The sequence below is a fragment of the Marinobacterium mangrovicola genome, assembly GCF_004339595.1.
Taxonomy (GTDB): Bacteria; Pseudomonadota; Gammaproteobacteria; order Pseudomonadales; family Balneatricaceae; genus Marinobacterium_D; species Marinobacterium_D mangrovicola.
On the sequence record NZ_SMFU01000007.1, the window covers coordinates 1,072,842 to 1,088,575 of the forward strand.

Annotated in this window: 11 protein-coding genes; 3 read left to right on the forward strand and 8 right to left on the reverse strand. The window is 58.6% G+C overall.

The features are described 5' to 3' along the window. Window positions 1-90: 90 nt before the first annotated feature. On the reverse strand, window positions 91-1,725 hold the full coding sequence (locus CLV83_RS05870) for a fatty acid--CoA ligase (protein ID WP_132288820.1): 1,635 nt from the start codon (window positions 1,723-1,725) through the stop codon (window positions 91-93). A gap of 458 nt (window positions 1,726-2,183) precedes the next feature. Here CLV83_RS05870 and CLV83_RS05875 point away from each other — a divergent pair, with 458 nt between their 5' ends. Together CLV83_RS05875 and CLV83_RS05880 are read left to right on the forward strand one after the other, a co-directional pair. Further along, window positions 2,184-3,659, forward strand: coding sequence for a coniferyl aldehyde dehydrogenase (locus CLV83_RS05875; protein WP_132288823.1), 1,476 nt, complete (start codon window positions 2,184-2,186; stop codon window positions 3,657-3,659). Window positions 3,660-3,812: 153 nt separating this feature from the next. After that, a complete protein-coding gene (locus tag CLV83_RS05880) occupies window positions 3,813-4,979 on the forward strand; it encodes a glycerol dehydrogenase (RefSeq protein ID WP_243642286.1) in 1,167 nt (388 codons plus the stop codon). Between the two features lie 326 nt (window positions 4,980-5,305). Here CLV83_RS05880 and CLV83_RS05885 read toward each other — a convergent pair whose 3' ends face one another. From CLV83_RS05885 to CLV83_RS05915, 7 genes are all read right to left on the reverse strand, one after another. Beyond that, window positions 5,306-6,097, reverse strand: a complete 792-nt coding sequence (locus CLV83_RS05885; RefSeq protein ID WP_132288826.1) for an HpcH/HpaI aldolase family protein — start codon at window positions 6,095-6,097, stop codon at window positions 5,306-5,308. Between the two features lie 99 nt (window positions 6,098-6,196). Then, entirely contained in the window at window positions 6,197-8,059 is a 1,863-nt protein-coding gene (gene ilvD, locus CLV83_RS05890; protein WP_132288829.1) for a dihydroxy-acid dehydratase, read from the reverse strand. Window positions 8,060-8,068: 9 nt separating this feature from the next. Next, a complete protein-coding gene (locus CLV83_RS05895) occupies window positions 8,069-8,860 on the reverse strand; it encodes a 2-keto-4-pentenoate hydratase (RefSeq protein ID WP_132288832.1) in 792 nt (263 codons plus the stop codon). 37 nt (window positions 8,861-8,897) lie between these two features. Next, window positions 8,898-10,439: a GMC family oxidoreductase N-terminal domain-containing protein gene (locus tag CLV83_RS05900; RefSeq protein ID WP_132288835.1), complete on the reverse strand. Its 1,542-nt coding sequence runs from the start codon at window positions 10,437-10,439 to the stop codon at window positions 8,898-8,900. A 1-nt stretch (window position 10,440) separates the two neighbouring features. After that, entirely contained in the window at window positions 10,441-11,007 is a 567-nt protein-coding gene (locus CLV83_RS05905; protein ID WP_132288838.1) for a gluconate 2-dehydrogenase subunit 3 family protein, read from the reverse strand. A 627-nt stretch (window positions 11,008-11,634) separates the two neighbouring features. After that, complete coding sequence (locus CLV83_RS05910; RefSeq protein ID WP_132288841.1) at window positions 11,635-13,011, reverse strand: FAD-binding oxidoreductase; 1,377 nt, start codon at window positions 13,009-13,011, stop codon at window positions 11,635-11,637. 256 nt (window positions 13,012-13,267) lie between these two features. Further along, window positions 13,268-14,296 carry an AraC family transcriptional regulator gene (locus CLV83_RS05915; RefSeq protein ID WP_165900247.1) on the reverse strand — a complete coding sequence of 343 codons (1,029 nt, stop codon included), beginning with the start codon at window positions 14,294-14,296 and terminating at the stop codon, window positions 13,268-13,270. Window positions 14,297-14,735: 439 nt separating this feature from the next. Between CLV83_RS05915 and CLV83_RS05920 the strand changes: the two genes are divergently transcribed. Further along, window positions 14,736-15,722 (forward strand): DUF1852 domain-containing protein, encoded by a 987-nt coding sequence (locus tag CLV83_RS05920; RefSeq protein WP_132288847.1) that lies wholly within the window; start codon window positions 14,736-14,738, stop codon window positions 15,720-15,722. Window positions 15,723-15,734: the final 12 nt, after the last annotated feature.

Consider the following 15,734-nt stretch of genomic DNA (forward strand, 5'->3'; position numbering starts at 1 on the left):
GGGCGAGGAATTGCTTTGCTTTACGCGGACCTCAGCGCCGCTTTTAGCCGTGCTGAAGAGGTCCGTTTTGTGGGGAGCGGGCGACCGGCTTCAGGCCAGCTGGGCGCGGATCCGCTTCTTGTCGATCTTGCCGACGCTGGTTTTGGGGATATCGTCCACCAGCTGAATCGCTTTGGGGATCGCCCATTTGTTGATGGTGCCGTCGTCGACAAAGGTCTGCAGATGCCGCTGAATGCTCTCGGCCTCCAGCTGCTCGCGGCGCGGCACGATCATGGCGAAGGGGCGCTCACCCCAGCGCTCGTCGGGCACACCGACCACGGTAACCGCGGCCACATCTTCGTGCTGGCTGATCAGGCGCTCTATCTCCAGGGAGGAGATCCACTCGCCGCCGGTTTTGATCACGTCCTTGATGCGATCCTTGATCTCGATGCAGCCATCCGGGTGGATACAGGCGATATCGCCGGTGTGCAGCCAGCCGCCTTGCCAGAGTTCGGCGCCTTTTTCCGGCTCGTTGAGGTAGCTTTGGGTCAGCCAGGGAGCACGCACCACCAGCTCGCCGGCGCTCTTGCCGTCGTTCGCCAGCACCTTGCCCTCCGGCGTCCAGATCTGGATATCGACCAGGTCAGATGGCAGGCCCGCGCGGGTGCGCAGGGCGATCTGCTCGTCCGCCGGCAGGGCGTAGCTGTTTTTGTCCATGCGGGTCATGGACATCAGCGGGCAGGTTTCCGACATGCCGTAGGCGCTGAACGGCTGAATGCCGCTTTCCAGCGCCTGTTTGGCCAGGCCCGGTGTCAGCGCGCTGCCGCCGATAATCACCTGCCAGCCGTTGAAGTCGGTATCCGCCGCCTCGCCAGACTGCATCACCATCTGCAGGATGGTCGGCACGCAGTGGGAGAAGGTCACGCCTTCCTCACGGATCTGGCGGGTCAGGTTGTTGGGCTCGTAGCGACCCGGATAAACCTGTTGTACGCCCATCATGGTCGCCGCGTAAGGGATGCCCCAGGCGTGCACATGGAACATCGGCGTAATCGGCATATAGACGCCCTCATGATCGAGCAGGGCGCTATCGCAGTTGCGGGATTGCAGGGTGTTCACCATGTTCAGCGTGTGCAGCACCAGCTGACGATGGGAGAAGAACACACCCTTGGGGTTGCCGGTTGTACCGGTCGTATAGAAGGTGGTTGCAATGGAGTTTTCATCGAAGTCCGGGAAGTCGTACGCAGTGTCGGCCTTGGCCAGCAGCGCCTCGTATTCACCCAGAGATTCGAAGGAGCAGGCGTTTTCGGGTTGATCGGTCAGCTGGATATAGCCTTTGACGGTTTCCAGCTGATCCTTGATGCCATCGATGATCGGCAGGAAATCATCATGCACCAGCACCAGGTCATCCTCGGCGTGGTTCATGGTGTAGAGAATCTGACCCGGCGACAGACGGATATTCACCGTGTGCAGCACGGCGCCGATCATCGGCACGGCAAAGAAACATTCAAGATAACGATGGCTGTCCCAGTCCATCACGGCCACCGTATCGCCGGGGCCGATACCCGCGGCTTTAAGCGCGTTGGCCAGGCGGCAGATACGCTCGTTGAACTGGGCATAACTGAACCGGTGCTCGCCCGATACGATCTGGTGCTCGGTTTCAAACCGCTGGTTGGACTGCAGCAGCTGTTTGATCAGCAGGGGGTAGTCGTAAGCGGAATCGGCCGATTGCAGGAGTCTAGTCGCCATGTGAATGTCTCTTTTTAGTTATTTTTACCGGACTTGAGGCCTCTCCCGCCGGGTACGCAGAACGCGGTGCTTAGCTGCACCCTCGCCTGCACAGACCGGGAAAAGAGCTCTTTCAGTGGTAGGAATAGTGCGAGAGGGGCATTCCGGCTGCTTGACATAAGCCGCACCGGCTTTGACAGTTCGCGACGTTCAACTCGTCTTAACTCTTCTTGAATCCCTCTACATTCAGCCCGGCTTTTTACTGAGAAGTAACGCGATAAAAGGGTGACTCATCGGGGATCTGTGGGCTTCGGCGCGACGTCTTTTGTCAAATCCAAATCGCTAAGTGTCAAGCTGGTGGGTGGGGGCTCTTTTAGGCTGTCAGTGTTTACTAGAAGCCGCTTTTTGGCTGTAGCACTCAGGCAGGCGCTCGCCGTTTCTGCTTGAACCCCGACAGATAAAATAAGATAGAGGTCACCATGACGAGTGCCGCACCGACTATTGCTCAGGATCAGAGTACCCAGGAGAAGAGTACCCAGGCGCAGATCAGCGAAGCGAAAAGCCGCATTGATCGCGTATTCGATAAACAACGCCGCGCCTCCCGCGAGCAGCCCTATCCGAGCTATCAGCAGCGTATCGATGCGCTCAACAAGATCGACAAGCTCCTGATGGAGAACATGGATGCGATCTGTGAAGCGGTCAACGCCGACTTCGGCAATCGCTGCCCGCAGGAAACCAAGCTGCTCGATATTTCGCAGATGACCAGTGCGGTGGCTTACCACAAGAAGCATCTCAAGAAGTGGATGAAGCCGGAGAAACGTCATGTGGGGCTTAACTTCCTCGGTGCGAAAAACCGAGTCATCCCACAGCCCAAGGGCGTGGTCGGTGTTGTCAGCCCCTGGAACTACCCGTTGGCGCTGGCGATCGGCCCGTCTATCGCGGCACTGGCAGCCGGTAACCGCGTTATCGTCAAGATGGCGGCCAACTCGCAGAACCTCTGCCGCCTGCTGGACAAGCTGGTATCGGCTGAATTCAGCGACGAGCAGTTCGCCGTTATTCCGGGCGTGCGTGCCAGCGAATTTACCGACCGTCCCTGGGATCACTTTGTCTTCACCGGCTCTCCGGCCACCGGTAAAACCGTAATGGAAACCGCGTCCAAGTACCTGACGCCGGTAACGCTTGAGCTGGGCGGCAAGTCACCGACCATCATCGCGCCGGACTACGATCTGCGCACCGCCGCCGAGCGTATTCTCTGGGGCAAGTGCATCAACAGCGGCCAGACCTGTACCGCACCGGATTACCTGTTCCTGCCGCGCGGCAAGGCGCAGGAGTTTATCGGCTACGCCCAGGCGGTGGTGAACGAGCGTTACGGCACTGCCGATTCCCGTGACTTTACCTCGATCATCGATGACCGCTCCTTCGAGCGCATCGTGCAGACCGTTGAAGATGCGACGCAGAAGGGCGCCAAGGCGGTACGTCTGGTTTCCAAGGGCGAGCCCAACGCCAGGGACCGCAAGTACCCGCCCACCGCGGTGCTGGATGTCAGCGAAGAGATGCTGATCATGCGTGACGAGATCTTCGGCCCGCTGCTGCCGATCAAGCTGTATGACAGCCTCGACGAGGTGATCAAGTACATCAACGCCGGTGAGCGCCCGCTGGGCCTCTACCTGTTCAGCAATAACAAGCAGACCCAGGATAAGGTGCTCTATAACACCCTGTCTGGCGGCGCCTGCATCAACGACACCCTGTTGCACGCAGCCCAGCACGATATGCCGTTTGGCGGCGTGGGCAACAGCGGCATGGGCCATTACCACGGCCGCGAAGGCTTCCTTGAGTTCTCCAAGATCCGCCCGGTTTTCCAGCAGGCGAAAAAGTCCGGCATCCTGATGCTGGCACCGCCTTACGGCGCCCGCTACGAGAAGCTGATGAAGCTGGTGTTCAAGTTCCGCCTCTAATCTGCCCTCTAAGGCCCTGGCAAATGTCAGGGCCTATTCCTTCCATTGATTGCTCCCGCGCCTGTTGTTATGGCCCTCAAACAGCCCACCGTCCGATGTTAGGCCGGTCGATTAGGCGCAGTAGAAAAGGCGCAGTAGAAACGGAGAATTTTCATGTCCGAACTTTTTATGTCCGAACAGCAAACCGCACAGGTATTTCGTACCACGCCGCGCTATGTTCAGGCCCCCGGCCTGATCGAGCGCAGTGCCGACTATCTGGCACCGCTTAAAGTTAAGCGCTGTGCCGTGCTCTGCACGCCGCGCAGCCAGAAAGGCGAGGGCGCACGCCTGCTCGCAGCCCTCGACAAGGCGGGCATCGACGCCAGCGTCACCACCTTTGGTGGCGAATGCTCTTTTCAGGAGATCGAAGCCCGCACCGCGGAACTGCGTGAGCAGGGCCAGCTGGATGCCCTGATCGCACTCGGTGGCGGTAAAACCCTGGATGCCGGCAAATGCATCGCCGAACGCCTGGAAGTGCCGGTGGTGATCATGCCGACGCTGGCTTCCAACGATGCGCCGTGCTCTGCACTGTCCGTGATCTACACTCCGGAAGGCGCCACCGAAACCTACGAGGTGTTCGCCCAGAACCCGGCGCTGGTGATGGTGGATACCGCGATCGTCGCCCAGGCTCCGGTGCGCTTTCTCGTCGCTGGCATGGGCGATGCCATGTCCACCTGGTACGAGGCACGCGCCTGTCATACCAATCCGGCGGGGATGTCACCCTACGGTGATCGCCCGACCCTGGCCGGTGTGGCGCTATCCCAAACCTGCGCCGATATCCTTTACGCCCACGGCGTGGATGCGCTGGAAGCGGTTAAAGCCGGTCAGCTCAATGCTGCGGTAGAACATGTGGTTGAGGCCAACACGCTGCTGAGCGGTGCAGGCTTTGAGTGCACCGGTGTCGCCGGCGCCCACGCCCTGGCCCAGGCGCTGACCCTGCTGCCAGAGGTGGACCACAACTACCTGCACGGTGAGATGGTGGCGATCGGCACCCTGACCCAGCTGATGTTGGAACAGGATCGGGCGGAAGCCCAGCGCTGTGCCCGTCTATTCGCCCAGGTCGGGCTGCCGATCAATTTCGCCCAGCTGAGAATGTCACTGAGCGATGAAGCGGCAGTTAATACTCTGATCGAAGCCACGCTGGCGTTCCCGTTTATCGCCAATATGGCGGTGGAAGTCACAGCAGACAGCCTGCGCCAGGCGTTTGCCGAGGTAGAGCGCCAGGGTAATGCCCTGATCGCAGAGATGGGCGATCAGCCTTATGGTGATCTGCACGGGTAAGGCCTTGGCACCATGAAGTCCCTGCACTGGCACCACCTGGCTGTTTAACAGCCAGTCTTTTACTCCTAGTTTAAGCTCCTATTCGGGGCCATCCGGCCCCATTTTTTTGTCTGACCTCTACCTTTTTCCTTCAGCCATCGCTCTGTTCACGAATCCACAGCTTGATTGGCAACGCCGATTTCCCTGAGCCAAAGGGTTTCATTGACTGGCTCAGCCGAACTTCAGATTTTGGAGCCTGCTATGCGACGAGGGTTTACAGCCGATAAAAAAGCCATGCTCTGAGAGTCATGGCTTTAGAGGTTGTGCAGTGACCGTCAGCGGATCGATCAGTATCCGCCACGAGCGGTCGGGGCGTTCTCTGCGTCATCGCCCTTGGCGGTGTGCAGGGCCTGGGTGACGCCGGCACGGATAAAGCTGATATCGGTGCCGATTGACGCGAAATCGAAGCCGTTCTTGATCGAGTTGGCTGCCATTTCGGCGTTGTAGCCAAACATGCCACTGGCCAGATTGTTGGTTTCGCAGGCCTTGAGTATATCGGCGATAGCGGAAACAAACGCCGGATCGGTAAAGCTGCCCGGCGCCAGACCCAGGCCGTAGCAGAGATCCATCGGGCCGACGAACAGACCATCCACGCCCTCAACGGCGGCGATCTCTTCCAGGTTGCGCAGACCCTCTTCGGTTTCGATCATCACCAGGCAGGCGACCTGGCCGTTGGCGGTGGCCAGGTAGTTCATACCCTCGAGCATGGCATCGCGCATCGGGCCGCAGGAGCGGGTGCCCATCGGCGGATAGCGGCAGGCAGACACGGCACGACGCGCATCTTCGGCGGTATTCACCATCGGTACAATCACGCCCTGGGCACCGGCATCCAGCGCCTTGCCGATCTGATCGGGCTGATTGGCCGCCACTCGCACCAGCGGGGTGGTATCAACGCCGGTGATCGCCGGCAGCAGGCGGGTCAGATCACTGTAGTCCATCAGGCCGTGCTGCAGATCGAAGCAGATCCAGTCCACATCCATACGGCTAAGCATCTCGGCCATATGGATATCGGGCAGGTTCGACCAGACACCGAGGCTGGCTTCCTTGGCGCGCCATTTCTTCAGTGCAAGATTAAGCATGGGATGTATTCTCCATGGGATGTACTCTCGGAAAATTAAGGATGGGGGAGAAGGTAGACAGGGCCGGCCACTGGGGTGAGACAGCCCTGGTAATGCGGCTTAACCGAAATACTTTTCGATCAGTTCACGGTTACGCACGCCGCCCTTGTCGGCGCTGCTCGCCAGCATGCCGTACGCCTTGAGCGCCAGGCTGACACGGCGCTGGCGCGGGCCTTCCGGTTTCCAGGCTTTCAGCCCCTTGGCTTCCATCTGCCCGCGACGCTCGTTGAGCTCTTCATCGGAGATCGCCACATCGATGCGGCGCGCCGGGATGTTCAGCTTGATGATGTCGCCATCCTGCACCAGGGCGATGTTGCCGCCGCTGGCCGCTTCCGGCGAGGTATGGCCGATGGAAAGGCCTGAGGTCGCGCCGGAGAAACGGCCGTCAGTGAGCAGGGCGCAGGATGTGGCCAGCCCCTTGGCCTTCAGCAGGCTGGTGGGCATCAGCATCTCCTGCATACCCGGTCCGCCCTTGGGCCCTTCGTAACGGATGATGACGCAGCTGCCCGGTTTGACTTCATCTGCGCTCAACGCAGCGAGAGCCGCATCCTGGTCATCGAATACCCGCGCCACGCCTTCAAACGCCAGCTGGTGCTCGGGCACGCTGGCGGTTTTAACGATGCAGCCATCTTCCGCCAGGTTACCAAACAGCACCGCCAGGCCACCTTCGGTACTGAAGGCGTTGTCCAGGCTGCGAATACAGCCGTTTTCACGGTCCGCATCGAGGCTGTCCCAGCGGCAGTCCTGGCTGAACGCCTCGGTGGTACGGATCCCGGCGGGGCCAGCGCGGAAGAAGGTGTGAACCTCTTCATCGTCGGTACGGCAGATATCCCACTTATCCAGCGCTTCGGCCAAAGTGGCGCTATGCACGGTGCTGACCTGGGTGCTCAGCAGCTTGGCGCGGTCCAGCTCACCGAGGATGCCAAACACGCCACCGGCGCGGTGCACATCTTCCATGTAGTAGTCCGCCGTTGCCGGAGAGACCTTGCACAGGTGCGGCACTTCGCGGGAGAGGCGGTCGATATCGGCCAGGGTGAAGTCGATCTCGCCCTCCTGGGCCGCCGCCAGCAGATGCAGAATGGTGTTGGTGGAGCCGCCCATGGCGATATCCATGGTCATTGCGTTATGGAAGGCGGCGCGGTTTGCGATATTGCGCGGCAGTACCGAGTCGTCGTTCTGTTCGTAGTGATGTTTGGTGATCTCAACGATGCGGCGGCTCGCCTGCAGGAACAGCTCACGACGATCCGCATGGGTCGCCAGCATGCTGCCGTTACCCGGCAGCGCCAGTCCCAACGCTTCGTTCAGGCAGTTCATGGAGTTAGCGGTAAACATGCCGGAGCAGGAACCGCAGGTGGGGCAGGCGTTCTGCTCCATCTCCAGCGCTTTTTCGGCCGGCATATCCTTTTTGAAGCCCGCCACATAGGCATCGATCGGATCGATACGCAGCACCTGCTCCGCCAGCTGTACGCGACCGGCTTCCATAGGCCCGCCGGAGACGAAGATGGTAGGGATATTCAGGCGCATCGCCGCCATCAGCATTCCCGGGGTGATCTTGTCGCAGTTGGAGATACAGATCAGGGCATCGGCGCAGTGGGCGTTAACCATGTACTCGACCGAGTCGGCGATGATTTCGCGTGAGGGCAGGCTGTAAAGCATGCCGTCGTGACCCTGGGCGATACCGTCATCCACCGCGATGGTGTTGAACTCCTTGGCGATGCCGCCGGCGTTCTCGATCTCGCGCGCCACCAGCTGGCCGATATCTTTGAGGTGCACATGGCCGGGTACGAACTGGGTGAATGAGTTGGCCACGGCGATGATCGGCTTGCCGAAATCACCATCGCATACGCCGGTGGCGCGCCAGAGTGCTCGGGCGCCTGCGGCCTGGCGTCCTTCGGTAGTGGTTTTGGAACGATAGTTAGACATGTTGGCCTCTCACTCAAAGCTCAGTTTTACGTCACCCAGTCCGTTGTCGAAACGGGCGCTCACCTTGTCGCCGGGATGAACCGGCAGGGCGCGGGTGCAGGAACCGGAAAAGATCACGTCGCCCGGTTCAAAGGCCACGCCAAACTCAGAGAGCTTGTTCACCAGCCAGGCTACCGCGGTAACCGGGTTGCCGAGCACGGCGGCAGAGTTTCCGGACTCGCGCACTTCATCGTTGATGATCAGTTCGGCGTTGATATTGCGCACGTCGATATCTTCGAGGCGCACCGGGTTACCGCCGAGGGCGACCTTGCCGATAGCGGCCAGGTCGGCGATGGTGTCGACCACGTTGATGCCGGGCTCCGGTGCGACGCGGAAGTCGACCACCTCGATGGAGGGCAGGATAAAGTCGGTCGCCTGAATCACTTCGGCGGCGTTAACATAGGGGCCTTCAAGACGCTTTTTGATCACGAAGGCGATCTCGACCTCCACCATCGGCATCGCAAAGTCATCCCGCTGCAGCGCGGCGCCTTCATTAACAAACATGTCATCGAGAATGGCGCTGTAGTCCGGCTCGGTGGCGCCGATCATCTCCTGCATCGCCTTGGAGGTGAGGCCGATCTTGTAACCCTTGATCCGGCGGCCCTCATCAACGAATTTCTGCACCACCTTCTCCTGGATGCGGTAGGAGTCTTCCATCTGCATCTCGGGATAGGCTTTGGTCAGCAGGCCGATCTGCTCCGTGCTTTTGAAGCAGGCGTGAATCTGTTCCGCGATCGCCTGGCGGGTTGTGTCATTCAGCATAAGAGGTTCCTTTTTATTCTATTTATCGGGGGAGCGATCAGGCGCCCTGGGCCAGCTTGTGCATCGCCCGGTCTGCCATCACCATGATTGGAATCATCGTGTGGGTGGAGGCGGTGGTCGGCATCACCGAACCGTCGACCACGTAGATGTTGTCCAGGTTGTGCAGCTTCAGGTTCTGGTCCACCACGCCCTGATCGGCGTTCACACCGATACGGCAGCTGCCCTGAACATGGGCAGAGGTGAGCGCCACCAGGCCAGGCTCCAGCGGGAAGTCATCAACGCGGGAGAGCTGATCGGGGCTGGTGATCGAGCCGAACACCGGGCTGTTGCAGTTGATCTCTTTGGCCCCGGCTTCAAACAGGAACCCGGCGGCGGTTTTAAAACCACGCTTGAAGCGCTGCTTCCACTCGGCGGTGAGGGCGTAATGGATCTTCGGCTTCACGCTGCCATCCGCTGCCCACTCCCAATCGAGTGAGCCGCTGGGCTGATCGGGCACCAGCAGGGCGGAGTAATGGGTGCTCGGGAACTGCTCCATCATCCGCTTATGATCCAGACCAATCTTGTTGGAGAACTGGGCGAAGACACCGGCCATGCCACCGACACCTTCCATGCGAAAGCCACCCAGACCATGTTCGGCGTGGTTGTCATCGAACTCACTCATGTAGATCGACTGGGGCGCACCTCGCCAGGAGGTCATTTTCTCGCTGTCCGGGAAGGTGGCGGAGAGGCCGATCTGCGGCTGCAGCGAGATATTCTTGCCGAGCTGAGGCAGGCCCTTGTCGAGCCCTGAGCGCTTGAGGATCGCCGGGGTATGCACGGTGCCCGCCGCCATGATGATGCGCTCGCAGTCGATCTCTACCGGATGACGAAAGCGACGCGTACCGCGCTCAACCACGCTGGCGTGGATGCGGTAGCGGTTACCGGAGATCGGTTCGATTCGGTCAACACGCACATCGGTGTAGATCCGCGCACCCAGATCGGAGGCCATCGGCAGGTAGGTGAGATTGGTGCCCTGTTTGGCGTCGTAGGCGCAGCCCTGGAAACAGTAACCGCTGCCGATACAACCCTTGCGGTTGGAGTTGAACACGCCCGCCTTATAACCAAGGCGGTTGGCGGTCTCCAGCAGCACCTTATTGTTGCGGTTGAGGATCTTCTCCTCCAGGCGATGTACGTTCAGGGTTTTGTAAACGCGCTCGTAGGAGGCCGCTAGGTTATCTTCGGTGAGTTCGTTAAGGCCGAACTTCTGCTGCCAGTGGTGCAGCACTTCCGCTTCGATGGGCGTGGCGTCGGCGGTGTTGATCACGGTGGAACCGCCAAAGGTGGAACCCTGCCAGACGTAGATCAGGCCATCGGTGGTCATCTGGCGACCGGCGCTGCGGTAGAGCGCCGGCATCATGTCCTCTTCACGCTGGTTGAAGTCCTTGGCCTGAAAGTAGCCACCTTCTTCCAGCACAACGGTATCCAGACCGGCAGACGCCATATGGTAGGCCGCCACACCGCCACCCGCGCCGGAGCCTACAACCACGGAGTGGGTCTTCAGCTTGAGCGGGGAAAATATCTCGTGACCTTGAATAATCATCTCAATCCCTCACCTGCGGATAGACCGGCTTGCCGCGCTTGACCAGCGGGCCGTCGTAGTTGAACTGCGGCCAGGCCTGCTCGTCGGTATAGAAATAAAACATGCTGATTCCGCGCAGGGCGGCGAACACCGCGGTGGCATCGCCACCGGCATCACGCAGGGTCAACAACAGGGATTCGCGCTGCTCCTGGGGCATGGCGCTAAACGGGCTATCGACGCCGATCAGACCCGGCGCCTGGTGCTCAAGGAACATCAGCGCGCCGCGCAGTCCCTGCAGCAGTTCGGTATCTTCCGGCTCCAGGTAGGTATCGATGCGGGCAGCCAGATCCACGTCCAGTGCACCCAGCGGGAAGGCGCCATCGCGCGGAATAAGGGTATCGGTCACCACGGAAAGGATGCGGTAGTCTTCAGCGTTCAGAAGCTTGAGGGCCGGCGCATCGCCAGTAGAAGTATCGGCGAAGGCGGCCGCACTGATCGCCGGTGCGGCTGCCACGGCTCCCAGCGCCAACAGCGAACGCTGCAGGAACAGCCGGCGCGTGGCCGACGGAAGTGTCGAGTTGTTACCCATCGTTCTTAGCCTTGTTTTAGTTATGGTCTAAGTAGCTGGATCGTTGAGACAGAAGGAGCTGTCGCGACGAGGTCGTTGCTCAAGTGGAGCCGCATCGCAGGCGCTGTCGACGCATCGGGCCTTTGAGCAATTTTCTGAATCACATGCTAGGTGGGCGCCGGTTGGCGATCTTGACAATAGGTGTCTTGGCATTGACACAAAACGACAGGGAAGAAAGGTAGGCCTCAGGAAGCCTTACCAATCCCGCCTGATGTTGTCGCAACCATTTAGACTTGTGTGTTTTTCGAGGCAGGTTTCGCCTGCTGGCGAGACAAGGGACTTGTGCGGACAAGTCCCTTATCAATCCCAAACCGCCCCTACGGCTTGGCCGGCTGCGCCGACTGCCCTGTGCTTCTCGTCTGAAAGAGCGGGACAGGAAACTCGCTCCTGCGTCGCTCAAACAGCCTGTCCCTTGTCTCTCTTTCAGCCTGCGATGCTCGGCCGCGCCAAAGGGGATGGAATAATGCTGCGCTCAGCTAGCGAACAGCGATCCCGCACATGTGTGCATTTGCATTGGCACAAAAAAGAGCAGCCGGAGCTGCTCTTCTGAAGGGGCCTTTATAACGGGGATGTATCGGAAGAAAACGCTTAGCAGTCGAATATCTTGCCCCGGTTAAGCAGGTTTTTCGGGTCCAGCGCCTGCTTGATGGTGCGCATCAGGGCGAGCTCTGCTTCCGAGCGGCTGTGATGCAGGTAGGGCTTTTTCTCGTGGCCAATGCAGTGCTCGGCGGAGATCGAGCCGCCCAGTGGCGCCAGGCCCCGGTAGACCGTTTCGTCCAGCTCGTGCTTCTCGTCGTAGGAGACCTTGCCGATAATCACGTGGAGGTTACCATCGCCCAGGTGCCCGAACACGATCATCCGGCTCTCGGGCCATCGGGCTAGCAGATCTGTCCGCAAGTTCTCCAGGTAGCCTTCCATCGCCGGGATCGGCAGGCTTATATCGAAGCCGTGTATCGGTGACAGGCTGAACAGCGCCTCGATGTCGTCGCGGATCGCCCAGATCTTGTCACGCTCGCTGACCGACTGGGTCAGGATGGCGTCGCTGATCAGCTCCTGCTCCAGGGCTTCGCCAAGCAGCTCTTCAAGGCGCGCCTGTTCCGCTTCATCGCTTTTGCCCTGGGTTTCCAGGATCACGTAAAACGGTGAGTTCGCGTCCAGCGGCGCCTTGTGACGTTCAAAGCTGGTCACCAGCGAGTAGAAGTCGTTCCACATCACTTCAAAGGAGCTGAGGCCACCACTCAGCCCGCCTTCGGCAAGGCTCAGCAGTTTGCTGAGATCACTGAAGCGCTCAACCGCCACCAGCGCCGTGGCTTCTCCACGCGGTTTGGGACGCAGGCGCAGCACCGCCCGCGTAACAATGCCAAGCGTGCCTTCGCTGCCGATAAACAGCTGGCGCAGGTCATAACCGGTGTTGTTTTTGATCACCTTCGACATGGATGAGATCACGGTACCGTCCGCCAGTACTGCCTCCAGGCCAAGCACGGAGTCCCGCGTCATACCGTAACGCAGCACCCGGTTACCGCCGGCGTTGGTGACGATATTACCGCCAATCGTCGCGCTGCCACGGGCACCCAGGTCCACTGGGTAGAACAGGTCGTCGGCTTCCGCGGCCTCTTGAATGCTCTGCAGGGTAACGCCGGCTTCGGTCGTGAGGGTGCGGTTCTGGGTGTCGATCTCAACGATATTACGCATCCGCTCCAGCGAAACGACGATATCCTCCTCAGAGGTGATGGCACCGCCCACCAGCCCGGTCATACCACCATGGGTGGTGACGGTCTGGTCATTCTGATGACAGAGCTTCATCACCGCAGACAGTTCGTCGGTATTGGCGGGACGGATAATCGCCTTCGCCTTGCACTGAGGAGCGTTCATCCAGCCATCCGGACGCTGGGATACATCTTCGCCGGTCAGGATGCCCTTGCTGCCGACAATCTCCGTCAGTGATTCAATCAGTTGTGTAGTCATTATTTCGATCCATTTCTATTTATTCTGCTGCCTTTAAGAGCTAGTGAGACGAATCACAGGCCGAAGACAGAATCTGCTGGACTCAGACTGAGAAAATAGAGAGCTGGGACCAAACCGGCTTGACCAACGGCGACAGCGATTCGGCATTTTGTGACTTATGTGGAAGAAGGGAACATGAAAGAAGATCGCGTGAAAGGAAGTAGCCTGAAAGAAGAGAGCGGGCAGGGTGCGAAGGCACGACTGCCCGTACAGTGGGTCAGTGCATCATGCGGGGAGCGTGATCGTTATGACGCCAGCGCTGCGGCGGCACACCCGACCAGCGCTTGAATGCCCGTGAAAAGGCGCTTAGCTCCGAGTAACCCAGGTTTAACGCCACATCGGTGATGGAGTGGTTCTGTTCCAGCGCTGTGCGGGCGATCTCGAAACGCACGTCGTCCAGCAGGGTACGAAACTCGGTGCCCTGCTGGCGCAGCTCACGTTGCAGGGTGCGCATGTTCATCCCGAGCATGGGGGCAATGGTGGTCAGCGTTGCTTCGCCAGTGGGGATCAGTTCGTAGATCAGTTTGGAGACCTTGTGCTGCAGCGGCTGCTCATGCCCCTGGGATTCCCGTTCAAGAAAGGCTTCCAGATAGTTTTTTACCTCATCGGAGGCGGGGCTGGGCTTCTGCTCGAGCAGACGTGCCGGGAACACCAGTGCATCGCGCTCCTGACCGAAGCAGAGCTTCGCTCGGGTGATGGCGCTGTACTCCTCGGGCTCGGCCAGGGCGGGGTGACGGAAGTGGATGGTGGTCTGGCTGGCAAACTCCGGCGAGAGCTCGCAAAGCACGTTGTAACCCAGCACCAGGCTCATCTCCAGCAGCTGTTCCTGGCTGATCGACGGATCGATCATGATATCCAGGCAGAAGTGCATCTCTTTGCCATGCGGCACCAGGTTCATGATGACGCCAGAAGCGTGGAAGTGGAAATACTTCTCGATGATCTCGAGACTACCGGCGACGGTGGAGCTTTGTGAGGCGAGCAACCCCAGAGGTCCAAAGGTTTTCAGCCCCTGGTATTTGGACATCTCCAGTCCAAAGAGAGGGTAGTCCGCCACATCGGCCGTATGGTTCAGGACGTGGGCGAGGCTGTCATAGGCGATCATCAGATCGGGGATACGAAGAACGGTACTCGACAGCCCTTCAGCGGCGAGCATTTCAACCGGGTTGATATGACGGCTCCGACATAGGGCCTGAAAGCCCATGAGCGCGCTGCTCTTAACCTTCGAGCTGGAGGTTACACTACCCATTTTTAGCACCATCTAATTTATTTTTATCTTTATGGCGCTCAGATTAATCCCGTGCCGCAAATTGTCAAATGGCGTCTAATCGCTACAAAATGGCACAAAACCTTTCACAATCAATACAGAAATAACGATTTGGCATCATTTTCAGCCAAATGTCTGTCATAAAATGTCAATCCAGTTTCGCATTCTGTCAAAGCGCTTGACCGGATTCGCGTAGCAACTCTGAGGACAGCAGTACGCTCTCCCGCGCGATAAAAACAGACATTCAGGGAGCGCAACCTTCACCGCTCAGTGACCTGATAATTAATATTTCTCACGTCATATTGAAATAACATTAATATCATTCATTTTAAATCGAGCGTATAAAGTCCCTCACAGATCGATTGCTCAGCCAAGCAGCAATCAAACCGAGTCTATCGAAGCAGTAGAGGGAGTAAGTGACATGAGCAGGGATTTTGCCTTCACGGTTAAGAAAACCCGTTTTGATGAGAACTACCAACCGTCAGACGACACACGCCTGACCACCAACTTCGCCAACCTGGCGCGTGGTGAGAGCCGCCAGGAGAACTTGCGCAATGCGTTGCAGATGATCGATAGCCGCTTTAATGCCCTGGCTAACTGGGACAACGCTGACGGCAAACGCTATTCCGTGGTTCTCGATATCGTCTCGGTAGACATCGATGTGGCCGGGGATGGACAGACATTTCCGACGCTGGAGATGTTAAAAACCGATATCGTTGATCATAAAACGGGCGAAACCATCAAGGGCGTTGTCGGTAACAACTTCTCATCCTACGTTCGTGATTATGACTTCAGCGTTCTTCTGCGGGATCACAACAAGGATCAGCCGAACTTTACGATCCCCGATGAATTTGGCGATCTGCACGGCAAGATTTTCAAACACTTTATTGAATCGGAAAGTTACAAAAACAGTTTCGATAAGCCGCCGGTGATCTGTTTGAGCGTTTCCGAAAACAAGACGTACGTACAGACCGACAACCAGCACCCGGTGCTAGGCAGTGAGTACCTGCCCAGCGAGTCCTCATTGACCGAGAGCTACTTTAAGAAAATGGGTCTGCAGGTGCGCTACTTCATGCCGCCAAACAGCGTCGCGCCGCTTGCTTTCTACTTCTTTGGGGATCTGCTCAACGATTACACCAATCTCGAGCTGATCAGCACGATCAGTACCATGGAGACGTTCCAGAAAATCTATCGCCCGGAAATTTACAACGCGAATGCGGCGGCAGGTAAGTGCTACAAGCCGAGCTTAAAACACTCGGACTACTCACTCACCCTGATTAACTACGATCGCGTAGAACGCAACCATCTGGCGGTTCAACAGGGCAGGTTTGCCAAAGAGCACTTCATCGAGCCTTACCAGCCGATTCTTCAGCAGTGGTCCGAAAACTACGCTTCATCACGCATCTGATCCGGGATTTGA